Annotated in this window: 14 protein-coding genes and 6 tRNA genes; 15 read left to right on the top strand and 5 right to left on the bottom strand. The window is 64.5% G+C overall.

From position 1 onward, the window contains the following. Positions 1 to 4: 4 nt before the first annotated feature. A complete protein-coding gene (locus ACFZAI_RS05970; RefSeq protein WP_391566035.1) occupies positions 5 to 769 on the bottom strand; it encodes a phosphatase PAP2 family protein in 765 nt (254 codons plus the stop codon). A gap of 171 nt (positions 770 to 940) precedes the next feature. Here ACFZAI_RS05970 and miaB point away from each other — a divergent pair, with 171 nt between their 5' ends. From miaB to lnt, 5 genes are all read left to right on the top strand, one after another. Beyond that, on the top strand, positions 941 to 2,401 hold the full coding sequence (miaB, locus tag ACFZAI_RS05965) for a tRNA (N6-isopentenyl adenosine(37)-C2)-methylthiotransferase MiaB (RefSeq protein WP_391566034.1): 1,461 nt from the start codon (positions 941 to 943) through the stop codon (positions 2,399 to 2,401). Next, on the top strand, positions 2,398 to 3,423 hold the full coding sequence (locus ACFZAI_RS05960) for a PhoH family protein (RefSeq protein WP_391566033.1): 1,026 nt from the start codon (positions 2,398 to 2,400) through the stop codon (positions 3,421 to 3,423). The genes miaB and ACFZAI_RS05960 overlap by 4 nt, the downstream gene beginning before the upstream one ends. Then, complete coding sequence (gene ybeY, locus ACFZAI_RS05955) at positions 3,413 to 3,889, top strand: rRNA maturation RNase YbeY (protein ID WP_391566284.1); 477 nt, start codon at positions 3,413 to 3,415, stop codon at positions 3,887 to 3,889. Before ACFZAI_RS05960 ends, ybeY begins: the two co-directional genes overlap by 11 nt. A gap of 149 nt (positions 3,890 to 4,038) precedes the next feature. Beyond that, positions 4,039 to 4,929, top strand: a complete 891-nt coding sequence (locus ACFZAI_RS05950; protein WP_391566032.1) for an HlyC/CorC family transporter — start codon at positions 4,039 to 4,041, stop codon at positions 4,927 to 4,929. Beyond that, positions 4,926 to 6,554, top strand: coding sequence for an apolipoprotein N-acyltransferase (gene lnt / locus ACFZAI_RS05945; RefSeq protein WP_391566031.1), 1,629 nt, complete (start codon positions 4,926 to 4,928; stop codon positions 6,552 to 6,554). The genes ACFZAI_RS05950 and lnt overlap by 4 nt, the downstream gene beginning before the upstream one ends. 7 nt (positions 6,555 to 6,561) lie before the next feature. Here lnt and ACFZAI_RS05940 read toward each other — a convergent pair whose 3' ends face one another. Next, positions 6,562 to 7,569, bottom strand: a complete 1,008-nt coding sequence (locus ACFZAI_RS05940) for an aldo/keto reductase (protein ID WP_391566030.1) — start codon at positions 7,567 to 7,569, stop codon at positions 6,562 to 6,564. Between the two features lie 410 nt (positions 7,570 to 7,979). On the opposite strand from ACFZAI_RS05940, the gene ACFZAI_RS05935 reads away from it, so the two are divergent. The 9 genes from ACFZAI_RS05935 to ACFZAI_RS05895 all read left to right on the top strand — a co-directional run bounded on the left by ACFZAI_RS05935 (position 7,980) and on the right by ACFZAI_RS05895 (position 12,707). After that, a tRNA-Ala gene (locus ACFZAI_RS05935) sits at positions 7,980 to 8,055 on the top strand. Positions 8,056 to 8,089: 34 nt separating this feature from the next. Further along, positions 8,090 to 8,165: transfer RNA gene (locus ACFZAI_RS05930), tRNA-Glu, on the top strand. Positions 8,166 to 8,234: 69 nt separating this feature from the next. Beyond that, a tRNA-Asp gene (locus tag ACFZAI_RS05925) sits at positions 8,235 to 8,311 on the top strand. A gap of 103 nt (positions 8,312 to 8,414) precedes the next feature. Continuing rightward, positions 8,415 to 8,490 (top strand) — tRNA-Ala (locus ACFZAI_RS05920). Between the two features lie 45 nt (positions 8,491 to 8,535). Then, positions 8,536 to 8,611 (top strand) — tRNA-Glu (locus tag ACFZAI_RS05915). Between the two features lie 81 nt (positions 8,612 to 8,692). Beyond that, positions 8,693 to 8,769, top strand: a tRNA-Asp gene (locus tag ACFZAI_RS05910). Positions 8,770 to 9,029: 260 nt separating this feature from the next. Further along, positions 9,030 to 10,544 (top strand): PAS domain S-box protein, encoded by a 1,515-nt coding sequence (locus ACFZAI_RS05905; protein WP_391566029.1) that lies wholly within the window; start codon positions 9,030 to 9,032, stop codon positions 10,542 to 10,544. Positions 10,545 to 10,797: 253 nt separating this feature from the next. Then, positions 10,798 to 11,820, top strand: coding sequence for a biotin synthase BioB (gene bioB / locus ACFZAI_RS05900; protein WP_391566028.1), 1,023 nt, complete (start codon positions 10,798 to 10,800; stop codon positions 11,818 to 11,820). Then, positions 11,817 to 12,707 (top strand): EamA/RhaT family transporter, encoded by an 891-nt coding sequence (locus ACFZAI_RS05895; RefSeq protein WP_391566283.1) that lies wholly within the window; start codon positions 11,817 to 11,819, stop codon positions 12,705 to 12,707. Before bioB ends, ACFZAI_RS05895 begins: the two co-directional genes overlap by 4 nt. Positions 12,708 to 12,717: 10 nt before the next feature. On the opposite strand, the gene ACFZAI_RS05890 is transcribed toward ACFZAI_RS05895, so the two are convergent. Next, complete coding sequence (locus ACFZAI_RS05890) at positions 12,718 to 14,277, bottom strand: MFS transporter (protein WP_391566282.1); 1,560 nt, start codon at positions 14,275 to 14,277, stop codon at positions 12,718 to 12,720. A gap of 86 nt (positions 14,278 to 14,363) precedes the next feature. Beyond that, positions 14,364 to 14,867 (bottom strand): peroxiredoxin, encoded by a 504-nt coding sequence (locus ACFZAI_RS05885; RefSeq protein ID WP_054422572.1) that lies wholly within the window; start codon positions 14,865 to 14,867, stop codon positions 14,364 to 14,366. A 266-nt stretch (positions 14,868 to 15,133) separates the two neighbouring features. Here ACFZAI_RS05885 and ACFZAI_RS05880 point away from each other — a divergent pair, with 266 nt between their 5' ends. Then, positions 15,134 to 15,559 (top strand): hypothetical protein, encoded by a 426-nt coding sequence (locus tag ACFZAI_RS05880; protein ID WP_391566281.1) that lies wholly within the window; start codon positions 15,134 to 15,136, stop codon positions 15,557 to 15,559. A 943-nt stretch (positions 15,560 to 16,502) separates the two neighbouring features. On the opposite strand, the gene ACFZAI_RS05875 is transcribed toward ACFZAI_RS05880, so the two are convergent. Then, complete coding sequence (locus ACFZAI_RS05875; RefSeq protein WP_391566027.1) at positions 16,503 to 17,387, bottom strand: dienelactone hydrolase family protein; 885 nt, start codon at positions 17,385 to 17,387, stop codon at positions 16,503 to 16,505. Positions 17,388 to 17,435: the final 48 nt, after the last annotated feature.

Below are 17,435 nucleotides of genomic sequence, written 5' to 3'. Positions count from 1 at the left end.
AGCCCTAGCCCTGCCGCCAGCGCCAGGGCGCGCGCAGCGGCCACTGATACTTGCTGCACAACACACGCGGGGCCAGCACATGGCCAACCAGCACGGCGATGCCGGCCGCCGTCATCACATCCGACAGATAGTGGTCCAGGTTGACCAGGCGGCTCATCGCCACCAGCGTGGCCAGCAACAGAAACGCCACGCGCCAGCGCGGGGCCAGGATGCTCAGCACCACCGCCACGGCGAAGGCCGCGTACGTGTGGCTGGACGGAAAGGAATTGAACTGCTGCACGCGCGAAAAGGACTCGCCCAGGCCGTAGATGCCTTTCTCGAAAAACAATTCAGGGCGCGCGCGCGCCACCGAACGCTTGAGCACCAGCACAATCGGCCCGCCCACCGCCATGGTCGACAGCATCAGCAAGCTGCCGCGCGCCATGCTGGCGTAGCTCATGCGCAAAGGGTTGCGCCAGCCGCGCGCCAAGCCCACCAGCCCGATCACGTAGAACGCCAGCGCCACGCCAATGTACGGGCCGCTTTCGCCCATCTGCCCGACCCATTCAAACGACTCGTTCACGCCGTCGGATACCGACTGCTTGATCCAGATGGCCAGCGGCAAGTCCACCCAGCGCGCGCACGCGCCAGCCAGCAGCGCCAGGCCAGCGCCCAACAGCAGCCAGACGGCCAGCGAAAACGGGTTGCGAACCTCGTCCTGCACAGGCAGGCCAGGCGCGGCGGAGGCGGCGGGAGCGGCGACCGGAGGCGTGAGAGGGTTGGAGTTCATCGGTACCGCTCAAAGAGAATAAGAAATGTTACTGCGGGCTCAAATTCGGCCGGCTCGCTATCGTAACGGCGAGCGCGCGCCAGACCAAGAAACAATTTTCGCGCAAGGGTTAAAATCCCGCCTTTCCACCCCTTTCAGCCCCCGGGATCTACACCCGTCACGGCGACCATCATGCAAGCAACCTCCCTCAAGCGTGACAGCGCGCCCGCGCGCGACGGCGACACCGCCCCCTCCTCCGATGCACTGGCCGACGTTCTGGCCGCTACCGAAGCCGGTTCCCCCCGCAAGCTGTACATCCGCACCTTCGGCTGCCAGATGAACGAGTACGACTCGGACAAGATGGCCGACGTGCTGCGCGGCGACCAGGGCCTGGAACTGACCGACAACCCGGAAGAGGCCGACGTCATCCTGTTCAACACCTGTTCGGTGCGCGAAAAGGCGCAAGAAAAGGTGTTCTCGGACCTGGGCCGCGTGCAGCACCTGAAAAAGACCAATCCGAATCTGGTGATCGGTGTGGGCGGCTGTGTGGCCAGCCAGGAAGGCGAGGCCATCGTCAAGCGCGCGCCCTACGTCGACGTGGTGTTTGGCCCGCAGACGCTGCACCGCTTGCCCGACCTGATCGCACGCCGCCGCGCCGAAGGCCGCTCGCAAGTGGACATCAGCTTCCCGGAAATCGAAAAATTCGACAACATGCCGCCCCCGCGCGTGGATGGCGCGACCGCGTTTGTGTCGATCATGGAAGGCTGTAGCAAGTACTGCAGCTTCTGCGTCGTGCCGTACACGCGCGGCGAAGAAGTCTCGCGCCCGTTCGAAGACGTGCTCGTCGAAGTGGCTGACCTGGCCGACCAGGGCGTGAAGGAAGTGACGCTGCTGGGCCAGAACGTGAACGCCTATCGCGGCAAGATGGAAGGCACGGACGAGATCGCCGACTTCGCCCTGCTGCTGGAATACGTGCACGAAATTCCCGGCATCGAGCGCATCCGCTACACGACGTCGCACCCCAAGGAAATGACGCAGCGCATGGTGGACGCCTACGCCCGCCTGCCAAAGCTGGTGTCGTTCCTGCACCTGCCCGTGCAGGCCGGCAGCGACCGCGTGCTGGCCGGCATGAAGCGCGGCTACACCACGCTGGAATTCAAGTCGGTCGTGCGCCGCCTGCGCGCCGCCCGCCCGGACCTGACCCTGTCTTCCGACTTCATCGTGGGCTTTCCCGGCGAAACGGAAGAAGACTTCGAAAAGACGATGAAGCTGATCGAGGATGTCGGTTTCGACACGTCGTTCTCGTTCGTCTATTCCCGCCGCCCCGGCACACCCGCCGCCGACCTGACGGACGATACGCCGCAAGACGTGAAGCTGCGCCGCCTGCAACGGCTGCAAGCCCTGATCAACGAGCAGGCGGCCACCATCGCCCGCAACATGGTCGGCACGCGCCAGCGTCTGCTGGTGGAAGGCCCCTCGCGCCGTGATCCCAACGAACTGATGGGACGCACCGAGAACAACCGCATCGTGAATTTCGCCGCGCCCGCGCGGCTTATCGGACAAATGGTCGACGTCATCATCACCGAAGCGCACACGAATTCGTTGCGCGCCCGGGTGGCCGATGTGGACCGCGTTCCCCAAGAGGCCGAATGACCACTCCCCGCTCCCGCGCCCGTCGCAGCATGCCCGCCGTCGTCAATCTGGATGGCGACAACACCCACCTGGCCAATCTGTGCGGCCCGCTGGACGAAAATTTGCGGCAGCTTGCCGACGGCATGGGCGTCCAGCTCTCGCGCCGCGGCAGCCGCGTCACCATTGAAGGCGAACGGGCCGAGCTGGCCGGCCGCGTGCTGCGCCGGTTTCACGAACAAGCCGTGCACCGCGCCTTGTCGGTGGACGACATCCAGCTGGGCCTAGTGGAAATTGGCGTCGGAAGGCAGGAAGACAAGCAAGAGCCGGAACAGGCCCGCGAGGCCGATCCGCTGCCCGCGCTGGACGACGAAAGCGACAGCATCGCGCTGCGCACCAAGCGCAGCGACTTGCGTCCGCGCACGCCGCGCCAGCGCGACTACCTGAACAACATCCTGAAGCACGACATCACGTTTGGCGTCGGCCCGGCCGGCACCGGCAAGACCTGGCTGGCCGTGGCTTGCGCCATCGACGCGATGGAACGCGACACCGTGCAGCGCCTGGTGCTGACGCGCCCGGCGGTTGAAGCCGGCGAGCGCCTGGGCTTTCTGCCCGGCGATCTGGCCCAGAAGGTGGACCCGTATCTGCGCCCGCTGTATGACGCGCTGTACGACCTGATGGGGTTCGAAAAGGTGCAGCGCCTGTTCGAAAAGCAGACCATCGAAATCGCCCCGCTGGCCTACATGCGCGGCCGCACGCTGAACCACGCCTTTGTCATCCTGGACGAAGCGCAGAACACCACGCCGGAACAGATGAAGATGTTCCTGACGCGGATCGGCTTTGGCAGCAAGGCCGTCATCACCGGCGACCCGTCGCAGGTGGACCTGCCGCGCGGCCAGGACAGCGGCCTGGCCCATGCGGTCGAGGTGCTAGAAAACGTGCAGGGCATCGCCACCACCCGTTTCACCAGCCGCGATGTCGTGCGCCACCCGCTGGTCGCCCGCATCGTCGACGCCTATGACCGCGCCTCTGAACATGACGCCTGAGCTGTCCCTGTCCGTCCAGTACGGGGTTGAAGAAGCCCGCCTGCCCCGCTGGCGCCTGCGCCGGTGGGCGCAGCGCGCGCTGGCCGCCGCGGCCGAAGACGGCCTGGTCGATTTTTCGGCCGCCGAACTCAGCCTGCGCCTGGTCGGCGCGGCCGAGGGCCGCCGCCTGAACCGCGATTTCCGCGAACGCGACTACGCCACCAACGTGCTGACGTTCGAATACGGCGTCGACCCGCTGGGCGTTGCGCGCGGCGACATCGTGATGTGCGTGCCCGTGCTGGTGCGCGAGGCCCGCGAACAGCGCAAGGCCCTGCTCGACCACGCGGCCCACCTGACCATCCACGGCGTGTTGCATGCGCTGGGCTATGACCACATCAAAGCCCGTGACGCCAAGCGCATGGAGGCGCTGGAAACCGCCACGCTGGCGCAGATGGGCATCGCAGACCCGTACCTGATTACGGAATAACGGCGTTCGGGTCTACCCCTAGAAATTGCGAAAAATGGCGGCCTGCAAGGCGCAGATGCCGTCGTTTGGACCCATTTTCAGGGGCGCGGTTACAAACGGGAAGCCAGTTTCGGTTATGCTGGCCCCTCCATAACTTGTCCTCCCGGACGATGTCTGACCCTTACCCTGCTCCCGAAGCGACCTCTGCTCGCTCAGCCAAACCCGCCACCAAATCCCTTCTAGACCGCCTGCTTTCCCTTGTGCGCCGAGAGCCCGAGGACCGCGAAGGCATCAAGGCCATTCTGGAAGCCGCCCACGACCGCGACCTGCTGGACGCGGAGTCCTACAAGATGATCAAGGGCGCGCTGGCCGTGTCTGAAGGCACTGTTGGCGACATCATGGTCCCGCGCTCGCGCATGGATCTGCTGGACGTCACGCAGCCCATCCCATATCTGGTGGCCTCGGTGATCGAAACCGCGCACTCGCGGTTCCCGGTCTACGAAGGCGATCGCGACAACATTATCGGCATCCTGCTGGCCAAGGATCTGCTGCGCTGCATGCTGGAACCCGGCATTGAAGTGCGCACGCTGGTCCGCCCCGCCGTGTTCATCCCCGAATCCAAGCGCTTAAACGTGCTGCTGCACGAATTCCGCGCCAGCCGTAACCACCAGGCCATCGTCATCGATGAGCATGGCGGCATTTCGGGCCTGGTCACGATGGAAGACGTGCTGGAACAGATCGTCGGCGACATCGAAGACGAATTCGACGAAACCGAGGAAGACGAGATCTTCCCCGAAGGCGAGAACCAGTGGCGCGTCTTGGCCGCCACCGACATCTCGCACTTCAACGAGGTCTTCGGCTGCCAGTTGCCGGACGACGAATACGACAGCGTCGGCGGTTGGATGGGCGGCCAGTTGGGCCGCATCCCCCGCCGCGGCGACATCGCCGAATTCGACGGCCTGCGCATGGAAGTGGCTCGCGGCGACGCGCGCCGCGCCATCTGGCTGCGCGTCAAGCGCAACAACCCCACCCCCACCCCCCGCCCCAACGACGACGCATGAGCCGTACCCCGCGCAGCCGACTCCTGCGCGGCGCCGCCGGCCTGATGCTGGCGGGCGCCGTGCACGCCCTGACTTTCGCGCCCGGCCCCTTGCCGGATTGGGCGTTGGCCATCACGCAAATCCTGGCGCTGGCCATCGCCGCGCGGGTCACCTTGACCGCCCCGTCGGCCAAGCAGGCCTGGATGCGCGGCTGGCTGTTTGGCTTCACCACGTACGCGGTGGGCCTGTATTGGCTGTTCATCAGCATGCATCGCTACGGCGATCTTGCCGCGCCGCTGGCGGTCGCCGGCGTGCTGGCCTTGTCCGCCTTCCTGGCCTTGTTTCCCGCCACGGCCAGCGCGCTCACCCGCCGCTTTGCGCCGCTTGGCGCCGACGCCAAACCGTCCGGCATCCTGGCGTCGACCTTGACGTGGGCCGCCCTGTGGGCGGGTTTCGAATGGCTGCGCGCCGTGCTGCTCACGGGCTTTCCGTGGCTGAACATCGGCTACGCCCATGTGGACAGCCCCATCGCCGGCTGGGCGCCGGTGCTGGGCGTGCACGGCATGGCGTTTATGGCGGCGTTCGTCGCAGCCGCTATCGCCAGCCTGTGGCAACCGTCGCGCAAGAAGGCCATGGATTCGCGCCAGGCCATGGCGGCCGGCGTGGCGGTGGCGCTGGCGGCCGCGGGCTGGCCGCTGTCTCGTGTGGACTGGTCTACTCCCACCGGCGACCCGCTGAACGTGCGGCTGATTCAGGGCAACATCGAGCAATCACAAAAATTCGACCCGGCGCTGCTGGAGCAAAGCCTGGTGCGCCACCTGGAAATGACGGCCTTGCCGCCCGCCGCGGGCGTGCCGGCGCCGCAGTTGGTGATCCTGCCGGAAACGGTATTGCCGGTCTTTCAAGACCAGCTCGATCCGCGCATCTGGGACGCCTGGCGCGGCGTGGCGGCGCGCGGCAACATGACGATCGCCATGGGCGTGCCGCTGCACGACCGCATCAATGGCCGCGATCGCTACACCAACAGCGTGATCGGGTTTGATGGCAACACGCCGGTCGAACAGCTGGTGGGCGGCAGCACGGCCATGCGCTATGACAAGCGCCATCTGGTGCCGTGGGGCGAGTACGTGCCCCCGGGCTTTCACTGGTTCGTCGACATGCTGAACATTCCGCTGGGCGACTTCGATCGCGGCGGCGAACGCCAGACGCCGTTCGCGGTAGGCGGCCAGCACATCGCCTTCAACATCTGCTACGAAGACCTGTTCGGCCCCGATCTGCTGCCGGCGCTGCAACCCGGCGACAACGGCGAGCCGGGCGCGACCATCCTGGTCAACGTCAGCAACCTGGGGTGGTTCGGGGATTCCTGGGCCTTGCGCCAGCACTTGCAAATTGGCCGCCTGCGCACGATGGAAACCGCGCGCCCGATGCTGACCGCCACCAACACCGGCATCACCGCCGCCATCGACGCCAAGGGCCACGTCGCGGCCCAGCTCGCGCCGCTGCAAGCGGGTGTGCTGCCGGTGTCCGTGCAAGGCATGACCGGCTTGACGCCCTACGCACGCTTTGGCGACAAGCTGGCGTTGGCGCTGGTGGGCTTGGCGTTGATCGCGGCCATCGGCACGGGCCGGCGCGCTCGCCGGCCCTGACGCCGTCTCACGCGAACAGGTTGGCGGGCAGTTTGCCGCTGTCCTGCGGTGGGCGCAGCGGCCCGGACCCTGCGCCTGTCAGCTCAATCGCTTCGGCGATGCTGTCCAGATCGTCGCTATCCAACTCCAATTCCGCCGCCCCCAACAAGCCATTGACCTGCGCAGCGCTGCGAGCGCCCACGATGGCGCCCGTGACGCCGGGCCACGCCAGCGTCCACGCAGCCGCCACCGCGGCCACCGTGGCGCCATGCTGTTCAGCAATGGGCTTGAACGCGTCGGCCAGGGCCAGATTGCGCTCCAGATTCGGGGACGTAAATTCCGCGTTGCGTGAACGCCAGTCATCCGCTGGCAGCGCCCGCGCTCGCGACGCCGAGAAGCCGCCGGTCAACAAGCCGGACTGCATCGGGCTGTAGACGATGACGCCCACGTCGTGCTCCGCGCACCACGGAATCAAATCGGCGCCCGCGCCGCGCTGAATGGCCGAGAACGGCGGCTGCAACGAATCCACCTGCCCCAACGCACACGCATTCTGCAACTGCGCCAGGTTGTGGTTCGACAAGCCCACGGCCGCGACCTTGCCCTCCTGCTTCAAGTCGAGCAAGGTCTGCCAATAGGTTTCGATAGGCGTGTCGTCGCCGGCCGGCCAGTGCATTTGGTAGAGGTCGATGCGCTCGATGCCTAGCCGGCGCAGCGAGTCTTCGACTTCACGGCGAATGCTGGCGGGGGCTCCCGTGCGGCGAGGCATCGCCTGCGGATTTTCCGTGGACCACGTCAGCCCGCATTTCGTGAACACATAAGGCCGTTCCGCGGGCGCCATCTGCGCCAGCGCGCGGCGCACGATCTCTTCGGAATGCCCCAAGCCGTACACGGCCGCGGTATCGATCCAGTTGATGCCGCGATCTACCGCCAGACGTATCGCGGCAATCGAGTCGGCGTCGTCCTGCTGGCCCCAGCCGACTGCCCATCCATTGCCGCCGATTGCCCACGCGCCCAGCCCGATACGCGTAATGTCCATGCCACTGCGGCCCAGCGGCCGAGTGGGTAAAGAAGTGTTTGTGCGCATGCCGGATGTCTCAGGTTGGCGCGGCGTTATTTTTTTCGCTTGAAAGCCGCAAGATGAACAAAAAAATTTTCCCTCACGATATCACTGTCACAAGCCTTTGATTTTTCTGGATTCTGCATCAATCACGCGCCGCCTGACGCGCAAAATTCGCTCAAGAAATGCGCAAAAAATCGCACCCCGCCCCTATTTTTTTAGAAGTTTTATGTTTTTTGCGCCACATCGACTTGCACACCCGATTTTGTTCGTGCATAATCTCGTTTCTTCGCCAACGGCACTAAACAAAACCGGCAACGAACTACGAAAAACGCACCATAAAACGTGTGTTCAACTCGTAAAACGTAGCAGGGTGTGGTTAGAGAAACGGGGGTATAGCTCAGCTGGGAGAGCGCTTGCATGGCATGCAAGAGGTCAGCGGTTCGATCCCGCTTACCTCCACCAGTCAACAGCGAAGAATGCAGTACAGCAAGTCCAAGTCCCCTTCGTCTAGAGGCCTAGGACATCACCCTTTCACGGTGAGTACAGGGGTTCGAATCCCCTAGGGGACGCCAGTTTACTGGCAGCAGTAAAGCAGTAGATATGTGCAGTTGAAGTGACAAAGTAGTTGAGTAAGCCGCTGCGGAGCGGTAGTTCAGTTGGTTAGAATACCGGCCTGTCACGCCGGGGGTCGCGGGTTCGAGCCCCGTCCGCTCCGCCAAAAGCTCTCGCTCTGAGTCTTTCAAGAGCTCCGTCTTCGGGGCTTTTTGCTTTTATAGAGTGTGAGACCTTGTTGTCTGTAGTGTGAGACATCAAGTGCCCTGGGGGGTATAGCTCAGCTGGGAGAGCGCTTGCATGGCATGCAAGAGGTCAGCGGTTCGATCCCGCTTACCTCCACCAGTAAGCAGTACAGTAGTAAAGTTGTTTGCAGTTCTGTTAGTTCAGGTCCCCTTCGTCTAGAGGCCTAGGACATCACCCTTTCACGGTGAGTACAGGGGTTCGAATCCCCTAGGGGACGCCAGCTTTTCTGGCATGCAGTACCTAGTAATACCAAGCTGCCTTGACACCGCAGTGTAGTAATGAAGTTCAGTTAAGCCGCTGCGGAGCGGTAGTTCAGTTGGTTAGAATACCGGCCTGTCACGCCGGGGGTCGCGGGTTCGAGCCCCGTCCGCTCCGCCAAGCACTTTGTGCTTGTCAGCATCGCAGCATGCACAATGCAGTACCCGCCTAAAGCTCCGGATTCCGGAGCTTTTTGTTTTTCAGCGCCTGCACTTTTTAACGGCTGCACCGTTTCAGCGCCTGCACTTTTTTCGTGCACGCCGCGCATGTCATTCGATGCGCAAGCGTCGCGCTCTCTACCCTCCCCCCCGCCGCTAAGACTCGTTCGTTTTGCCCTCTGGACAGCATCGCCGTGCGCCTGCATTCTGTGGGCTCATGCCATGCGAACAGAAGAGGACTACGTGACCGCAAACGCCGCCGCACCCCACGCGCATCGCCAACACCTGCAAAGCATCATCGCGGGTTTGAACGAAGGCATCATCGTGCTTGAACCCGACGGCTCCATTGCCTGGGCCAATGACAGCGCACTTGAGTTGCACGGTGCGGACACTTTGGAAGCCTTGGGCGGCACACCCGCCGGCTATCGCAAGCACTTCACCCTGACCTATCGCAACCATCATCGCGTGCCTGCGCGCCAGTACCCGCTAGACCGCCTGGCCGCAGGTGAACCGTTCGATGACTTGCTGCTGGACCTGGGCCGCAAGGACGACGAAGAATTTCTGCGTAATGTGCGCGCGCGCGGTTTGAATCTGGAAGGCGACAGCGGCGCCGACTACCGCGTGCTGATCCTGCACGACCAGACCGAGCATATCAACGCCGAGCAGCGCTTTGAACGCACCTTCGCCGCGAACCCCGCGCCCGCGCTGATCTGCCGCTTGTCAGACCTGCGCTACGTCAAAGTGAACCAGGGCTTTCTGGAAATGACGGGCTACACGCGCGACGCCGTGCTGGGCAAGTCAGCCTACGAACTGGATGTGCTGGACGGCGGCGACGACAAAGAAGAGGCCGTCGCCAAATTGAATGAAGGCGAGACCATTCCGCAACGCGAAGGCGTGGTGAAGGTGGCCGATGGCGGCGCCAAATTCGTGATGGTGGCCGGCCAACCCATCGACATGCAGGACGAACCTTGCATGCTGTTCACCTTCATCGACCTGGAAGCGCGCAAGCGCACCGAGGTGGCGTTGCGGGAAAGCGAAGAGCGTTTCTCGAAAGCGTTCCTGCTTGCGCCTGTGCCGATGGCCGTGTGCGAAGGCGACACGCTGCGCGTGCTGGACATCAACGACGCGTTTGCGGCGGCGACCGGCGCATCGCCGGAAGCAAGCGTGGGCGAAGTGCTGACCGATGTCGGCTTGCAGCCCTACGAGGGCATGGCCGCGAGCCTGAAGCGCGGCGACAGCGCGCGCAACCGCGAAGCCACGCTACGCACGCAGGAAGGCGACACGCTGAACTGCCTGGTGTCTGCCGAACCCGTCATGATCGGCGGACAGCGCCGCCTGCTGATCGTGATGCAGGACATCACCGAACGCAAACGCTCTGAAACCGAACTGCTGACGGCGATTGAAGCGGTGATGCAGGACACGTCGTGGTTCAGCCGCGGCATCATCGAAAAGCTGGCCCAACTGCGCGAGCCCGCGCCCGCATCCCGCGACGTTGCCGAGCTGTCGCAACTAACGGCACGGGAACGCGAGGTGCTTGGCTTGCTATGCCAGGGCCACGACGATGATGGCATCGCCAAGAGCCTGAATTTGTCGCGCAATACCGTGCGCAACCATGTGGCCACCATCTACAGCAAGATTGGCGTGCATCGGCGCAGCGCGGCCATTGTTTGGGCGCGCGACCGTGGCATCACCGGGCACGAAGCCACGCGCGTGCGCGACAAACCCGCCAAAGACTGACCGACGCCCCCCGAATTTACAATTGGAATCAAAATATTCGGGGTCGTCGCGTCGGCGAAGATGGCATCGCGTTAGTTGACGCCACCCGCTTAAATCGCCTATTCCTTCCCAAACTGCTGGCAACCCGCCGGCATTTTCACGCCTGAGGCCTGCATTGCGCAAACCCTGCGCAGGTTCTTACGATCCGCCGATCCCGCCATTGCCCGTTCCGGACAAGCGCCGCGATTCCCGTAAGACCGACAGGAGCCCGTTCATGCAGACCGCCTATATCCCCGTCCCGACCCCGTCCAAGCACACGCCCGCTCCCGCCTGGAGCGCCGTGGACATCATGGCGCTTTACGAGCTGCCGTTCATGGACCTGGTGCATCGCGCCCAGCAAACGCACCGCGCGCATTTCGACCCGAACACGATTCAGTTGTCGAGCCTGCTGTCGATCAAAACCGGCGGCTGTCCCGAGGATTGCGCGTATTGCCCGCAGTCCTCGCATTACGACACCGGGCTGGACGCCGACAAGCTGATGCCGCTGGACGACGTCGTCGCCGCCGCCCGCGCGGCGCAAGCCGGTGGCGCGCAGCGCTTCTGCATGGGCGCCGCGTGGCGCAGCCCCAAGCCGCACCACCTGGAAGCCGTGGCCGAAATGGTCACCGCCGTGAAGGCGCTGGGCCTGGAGACCTGCGTCACGCTGGGCATGCTGCGCGACGGCCAGGCCGAACAGTTGAAGCAAGCCGGCCTGGACTACTACAACCACAACCTGGATACGTCGCCCGAGTTCTACGGCAAGATCATCTCCACCCGCACCTACCAAGACCGCCTGGACACGCTGGACCGCGTGCGCGACGCCGGCATCAACGTGTGCTGCGGCGGCATCGTCGGCATGGGCGAATCGCGCCGCGAACGCGCCGGGCTGATTGCGCAACTGGCCAGCATGGAGCCGTACCCCGAGTCGGTGCCAATCAACAATCTGGTGCAGGTGGAAGGCACGCCGCTGGCGAATGTGGACGCGCTGGACCCGTTCGAATTCGTCCGCACCATTGCCGTGGCGCGCATCACGATGCCGCGCGCCGCCGTGCGCTTGTCGGCTGGCCGCGAAACCATGGACGATGCCTTGCAGGCCTTGTGCTTCATGGCCGGCGCCAATTCCATGTTCTATGGCGACGCCCTGCTCACCACCGCCAACCCGCAGATGGAAGCCGACCAGCGCCTGCTGCAACGCCTGGGCATGCGGGTCGATGCGACGCAGCATCCGCAACCCCGCGAAGGCGTCACGTGCCGTTGACCCCGGGCGTGCTGTATCTGCTGGCCAGCGTGGGGTGCAGCGTCACCGTTGCGGTGCTGCTGAAGCTGGCGCGCCGCTATGACATCGATGTGCGGCAGGCCATTGCCGTCAACTACGCCGTGGCCGCCCTGCTCTGCTGGGCGGCGCTGCGTCCGGACACGGCCACGTTGATGACGCCGCGCACGCCGTGGGCCGTGCTGGCGGCGCTGGGAGTGCTGTTGCCCAGCGTATTTCTGGCGATGGCGGCGGCGGTGCGGCATGCGGGCCTCGTGCGCAGCGACGCAGCGCAGCGGCTGTCGTTGTTCATCCCGCTGTTGGCGGCTTTCCTGTTGTTCGGCGAACCCGTCAGCGGCCGCAAGCTGGCGGCGATTCTGCTGGCCTTCAGCGCACTGGCGTGCCTGCTGCGGCGCACGCGGCCTGGCTATTCGGCATCCGGCGGCGCGGCGGCTGGCCCAGCGGCGCCGGACGGCCGCAGCCTGTGGGTCTGGCCGCTCGCCGTGTGGGCCGGCTATGGCGTCATCGACATTCTGTTCAAACAGGTGGCGCGCGCCGGCACGGCGTTCGCGGGCGGTTTGTTGTTGGCGTTTGTGCTGGCGGGGCTGCTGATGCTGGCCTATCTTCTGGCCCGCCGGGTGCGATGGGAGCGCCGCCATCTGCTGGCTGGCGTGGCGCTTGGGCTCGCCAATTTCGGCAATATCCTGACCTACATCCGCGCGCACCAGTCGCTGCCGGAACATCCTGCGCTGGTGTTTGCATCGATGAACATGGGCGTGATTACGCTGGGCACGCTGGTGGGCGCGTTAGCGTTCCGCGAGCCGTTGACACGCGTCAATGCGCTGGGCATCGTGCTGGCGCTGGCCGCGATCGTAGTGATGGCGCCCTGGTAAGGGCGCAAGGTCAGGTGCCGGTGCGGCGCTCGGGTTCAGGAACGTCAGCCTCGGCTTCCGCTTCTGTCCTGGCGCCGATTGCCCGTGCGTCGACCGTCCCTGCTTCGGGCAGCCCGCCTGCAGGGGCTGCCCCAGCTTGGGCTGTCCCGGCATGGGCAGCACCAGCTTGGACTGCCCCAGCATGGGCCGCCCCAGCATCGGCTGCCGCGGCATGGGCCGCCCCAGCATGGGCTGCCCCAGCATCGGCTGCCGCAGCATCACCCGCCACATCCGTCACGGGCGGGGCGGGTGCGGCCGAGGGATCGGGTTGCACCATTTCCATCGCAATATCGTTTTCGGGATCAACGCGCGGGTCCAGCACCGCCGCGGCGGGCGAGCTTTGCAGCGTGTCGGGCATCGGCACGAAATGCGTTGGCGCTTCGTCGACCTGATGGGCGCCCGTCACGCGAGTCGGGCGCACTTGCCAGACCAGAATCAGCGCGCAAGCCGAGATAAACACGTAGTACATGCTGGGGCCGGCCAAGGACATCAGCAGACCCGCCACCATGGGGCCGATGCACGCGCCTACGCCGTAGGTCATGAGCAGCACGGCGGACAGGCTCACGCGGCGCTCGGATTCAACGTGGTCGTTCGCGAACGCGGCGCCCAACGGATACAGGGTGAATTGCAAGATGCCGAACACGCACGACAGCGCCACCAGCGCCCAATACGGCAAGGTCAGCCAGCCCCACATGACGGTAGGCAGCAGCACCAGCAGCAAGGCGTTGAAACGGATCAGGCCCGCGCGGTTGATGCGGTCAGACAGCCAGCCCATCGGCCATTGCGACAACAGGCCGGCGGTAACCGCAGCCGCGACAAAGATAGCCGCCTGCGACGTCGACAAACCATGCTTGGCGCCATAGACGGCCGCCAGGCCATAGAACGCGCCGGAAAGATTGCCCGCCACGAACAACACCGTCATCGACAGCGGCACGCGGCGCATGAAGAAGCGGATATCCAGCGGCGCAGGCAGCGGCGTGGGCGGGTGAGAACGCGCCGTAACGGCAATCGGCACCAGGCACAACACCAGGCACATCGCCACCAGCGTCAACGGGCGCAGGTCCAGCGTGGCGTAGGCGGTCAGCGCCAGTTGCCCCAACACCGTCCCCAGCCCGGACACCACCATGTAGACCGAGAACACCCGGCCGCGCTGATGGTTTTCCGTCTGCTCGTTCAGCCAGCTTTCGATAACCATGAATTCGGTCACCATCACCACGCCTGAAATCACGCGGAACACCAGCCACAGCGGCATGGAGTCGACCAGCGTCTGAGCCAGGATCATGCTGGTGGCGATGGCCGCACAGGCAACGAACGCGCGGATATGTCCCACGCGGATGATGAGCTTGTGCCCCAGCCGCGCCCCGCACACCAGGCCCAGGTAGTAGCCGGCGATCAGCGCGCCGATCCACACTTCGCTGACGGACTGTGACGTCAGCCGAAGCCCCATGTAGGTGTTGAACAGACCCGTGCCGATAAGCATCAGCAAGGTCGCGAAGTAGAGCGACGAGAAAGATGAGATGGTGGCGAGCATGGCGTTGGCAACCGCTGCTGGCAATAGCACGGCAGGCTGCAAAGGCAACCTGCCGCGTTGAGCGGTAAGACAGGAACTACGTTAGATCAGACTTGCGACAACATCGTGGCGGCGTCGCTGACTTCGAACTTGCCAGCGGCTTCCACGTTCAGTTGCTTGACCACGCCGTCGACGATCAGGGCCGAGTAGCGTTGCGAACGCACGCCCATGCCGCGCGCGATCAGGTCCAGTTCCAGACCCAGTTCCTTGGTCCACAGCGCCGAGCCATCGGCCAGCATGCGAACCTTGCCTTCGGTCTTCTGTTCACGGCCCCAGGCGCCCATGACGAAGGCGTCGTTGACGGACACGCACCAGATTTCATCCACGCCCTTGGCCTTCAAGGCGTCGGCTTGTTCCACGTAGCCAGGCAGATGCTTGGCGGAGCAGGTCGGGGTGAAAGCGCCCGGCACGGCGAACAGAGCGATGGTCTTGCCGCGGGTCAGGTCAGCGACCTGGAACGCGTTGGGGCCCAGCGAGCAGCCGGCGGTTTCGGTTTCGATGAATTCGGTCAGGGTGCCATCCGGCACGCGGTCGCCGACTTTGATCGTCATGTAAATCTCCAGGATGTAGGGGGGTGATGCATTGAGGCAGGAGCGCCTCACATCCGCCATCATAGTTCCTGTATGGCTCACTTGCTGCGCGAGGCCGCGCAAGGAAAGAAAGTCGCACAGTCTGAAACGACTCCATACCCTGGCTACATGGGGAGGAAACGGCTGCTTGCCATAATGATGTAGTAACCCACGCCCGCGGCGCTTGGGGTTCCCGTGTGTGTTCAGTGCTATTTCCAGCCCTGCGGGCATTGAGCGGAGATTCAATGATGCGAAAGATCTTGACCGGCTTGGCTTGGGTCCTGGCCACCGCAACGGCCCCGGCCTGGGCCGCCCCGGATGCGGCCGAACAGGCCCAATACGATTCCTTCGTTGTGGCGGCAGGCGCCTCCAATGGCGCGGCCCGCGCGTGTGGCGCATCGGAACCGGATTTGGCGCAGCATCAGGCGACGTCTAAGAAAAACCTGATGCAGTACGCGCAGGAATATGGATTTTCGTCGAAGGAATACGAGGGCTTGTTTCAGAAGGGCCTGGCAGACGGGAAGACGATGATGGACGATATGAAGCGGTCTGGCGTGGACGGATGCCGGGGCGTGCTGGGGAGTTTTCAGAATGAGCGGGTGATGGGATATGAGGAGATGAAGGGGGTGCTCGCAGAAGTTAGCGATGGGTTGCCGGGGGAGAAGGCGCAGTAGGCTTTTGTGTTTTGAGTTTTGGTTTTATTGATGCGGCGTTGTGGGTTCTTTTGACGTCCGATGGGCCGGCGCCCGGGGGTGGGCGGGTCAACGATTGCGGTCCGGAGCCTTCGCTCCGGACTGCCCCGTCGTCATCTTCGTTGCGGCCTGCGGCCGCTGCCTTCAGATTCCCTCGGGCTTATCGACTCCCCGCCCACCCCCGGGCACCGGCCCATCGGACTCGGCTGGCTGAATCTTCACGGCCCTAGGGGAGAACGGTGTGCTTGGGGTTCTGCTCCACCATGATGGGTGGTGGAAGATCTTGCGGGGCCCGCCCCCGGCCGGCCGCGCGGGCGGCCTTGGGGGGCTTACGCGCCGTGGTGCGTCGTGACGATGCTCGCTTCGCGTGTGGCTGCTGTGCGCGGGTAATTGTCGGCGTTTCGCAGCACGCGCCGCTTCATTGGCAGTCGCAAGATGCCCGCCGCTTGAACGCCGGTGCGTGGCGCGCAACGGGTTGGCATGCGCAAGACAGTGGGCGCTGCGCGCCACCCTTTACCCCCCAAAAAGCTGCGGCGGGACCATTAGAAAGCTATTCCCCGCATTCGCGAAAGCGACCACCGCCCAAACGCCCACAGATGCGTAAGCCGAGTAAGGCCGCCCGCGCGGCCGCCACTCGGCGGGCCCCGCAGCACTCGTCACTAAGGCACACCCTAGCAGCGCGCCGACCCAAGACAACGGCAGCCCGTCGTCGCGGTGGCCCTGACTGAGCGCAACCTCGATGCGCCCGAGGGAATCCGAAGGGAGCCGAAGGCGGACGAGGATGACGAAGGGGACGTCCGGAGCGAAGGCTCCGGACCGCAATCGTGGGCGCGCGCAGTCAGGGCCACTGCGCCGACGGGCGACCTACGAAGATCATCGTCAACCGCAGCACAAACACCCTTGACCGCCCCAAAAAAGACTCCCCCTAAACCCCAAGTCCGTTCTGCTTGAACCAATCCAGCATCCGCGTCCAAGCCTGCTCCGCCTCCGCCTTCCGATAAGACGGCCGGTAGTCCGCATGAAACGCATGCGGCGCATCGGGATAGACATCGATCCGGGAAGCCTTAGCCGCCGCCGGCCCCTTCGCCAATTCGATTCGCATCTTATCCACATCCGTCTGCGGAATGCCTGCGTCCTTGCCGCCGTATGCGCCCAGCACCGGCGCCTTCAGTTCGTTCACCAGGCTCAACACCGACTTCGGTTTCAGCTCGCTCGGTTCGCCCGCCAATTGGCCGTAGAACGCCGCGCCGGCTTTCAGTTTCGGGTTGTGCGCGGCGTACAGCCACACTTGGCGGCCGCCCCAGCAGAAGCCCACGATACCCAGCTTGTCAGCGTCGCCGCCATTCGCCGCCGCCCATTTCGCCGTGGCATCCAGGTCGCCCTGGACTTGAATGTCTGGCACCTTGCCGATGACCTCGGCTTGCAGCTTCGGAATCTCGGTGTACTTCGACGGATCGCCCTGGCGCGCGAACAGCTCCGGCGCAATCGCCAGATAACCCAGGTGCGCCAGACGGCGGCAGACGTCCTGGATGTATTCGTGCACCCCGAAAATCTCGGACACCACAATCACCGTTGGCAGATTTTTCTTTCCCTGTGGCGCGGCGCGATACGCGGGCATCTTGCCGTCCGTCGTGGGGATATCGATCTTGCCGGCCGTCAGCCCCTTGGCGTCCGTGGCGATGGCGGTCTGGGCCACGGCGGGGCCTGCCGCCAGCGAAAAGCCGGCGGCGACGGTGGTAGCGATGAAACCCCGGCGGTCCAGCCGCAAAGGCGGCAACAGGCTGTCGAAGTGCGCGTCTTGATCTTTCATCGAGAATCTCCTGGCAAAAGTTGGCCGGGGGACGCGATGCGCACCCCC

Source organism: Achromobacter sp. NPDC008082 (assembly GCF_042957345.1).
Classification (GTDB): domain Bacteria; phylum Pseudomonadota; class Gammaproteobacteria; order Burkholderiales; family Burkholderiaceae_B; genus Achromobacter; species Achromobacter kerstersii_A.
The sequence above is the reverse complement of the archived record's forward strand: the minus strand, read 5'-3'. Positions and strand labels throughout refer to the sequence as shown.

What these genes read in the sequence shown, in the direction of transcription:
- ACFZAI_RS05885 (WP_054422572.1), bottom strand. Translation starts at nt 14,867, where the DNA reads ATGACGATCAAAGTCGGCGACCGCGTGCCGGATGGCACCCTGACCGAA.
- ACFZAI_RS05875 (WP_391566027.1), bottom strand. Translation starts at nt 17,387, where the DNA reads ATGAAAGATCAAGACGCGCACTTCGACAGCCTGTTGCCGCCTTTGCGG.
- bioB (WP_391566028.1), top strand. Translation starts at nt 10,798, where the DNA reads ATGCAGACCGCCTATATCCCCGTCCCGACCCCGTCCAAGCACACGCCC.
- ACFZAI_RS05905 (WP_391566029.1), top strand. Translation starts at nt 9,030, where the DNA reads ATGCGAACAGAAGAGGACTACGTGACCGCAAACGCCGCCGCACCCCAC.
- ACFZAI_RS05940 (WP_391566030.1), bottom strand. Translation starts at nt 7,569, where the DNA reads ATGGACATTACGCGTATCGGGCTGGGCGCGTGGGCAATCGGCGGCAAT.
- lnt (WP_391566031.1), top strand. Translation starts at nt 4,926, where the DNA reads ATGAGCCGTACCCCGCGCAGCCGACTCCTGCGCGGCGCCGCCGGCCTG.
- miaB (WP_391566034.1), top strand. Translation starts at nt 941, where the DNA reads ATGCAAGCAACCTCCCTCAAGCGTGACAGCGCGCCCGCGCGCGACGGC.
- ACFZAI_RS05890 (WP_391566282.1), bottom strand. Translation starts at nt 14,277, where the DNA reads ATGCTCGCCACCATCTCATCTTTCTCGTCGCTCTACTTCGCGACCTTG.
- ACFZAI_RS05960 (WP_391566033.1), top strand. Translation starts at nt 2,398, where the DNA reads ATGACCACTCCCCGCTCCCGCGCCCGTCGCAGCATGCCCGCCGTCGTC.
- ACFZAI_RS05880 (WP_391566281.1), top strand. Translation starts at nt 15,134, where the DNA reads ATGCGAAAGATCTTGACCGGCTTGGCTTGGGTCCTGGCCACCGCAACG.
- ACFZAI_RS05950 (WP_391566032.1), top strand. Translation starts at nt 4,039, where the DNA reads ATGTCTGACCCTTACCCTGCTCCCGAAGCGACCTCTGCTCGCTCAGCC.
- ybeY (WP_391566284.1), top strand. Translation starts at nt 3,413, where the DNA reads ATGACGCCTGAGCTGTCCCTGTCCGTCCAGTACGGGGTTGAAGAAGCC.
- ACFZAI_RS05970 (WP_391566035.1), bottom strand. Translation starts at nt 769, where the DNA reads ATGAACTCCAACCCTCTCACGCCTCCGGTCGCCGCTCCCGCCGCCTCC.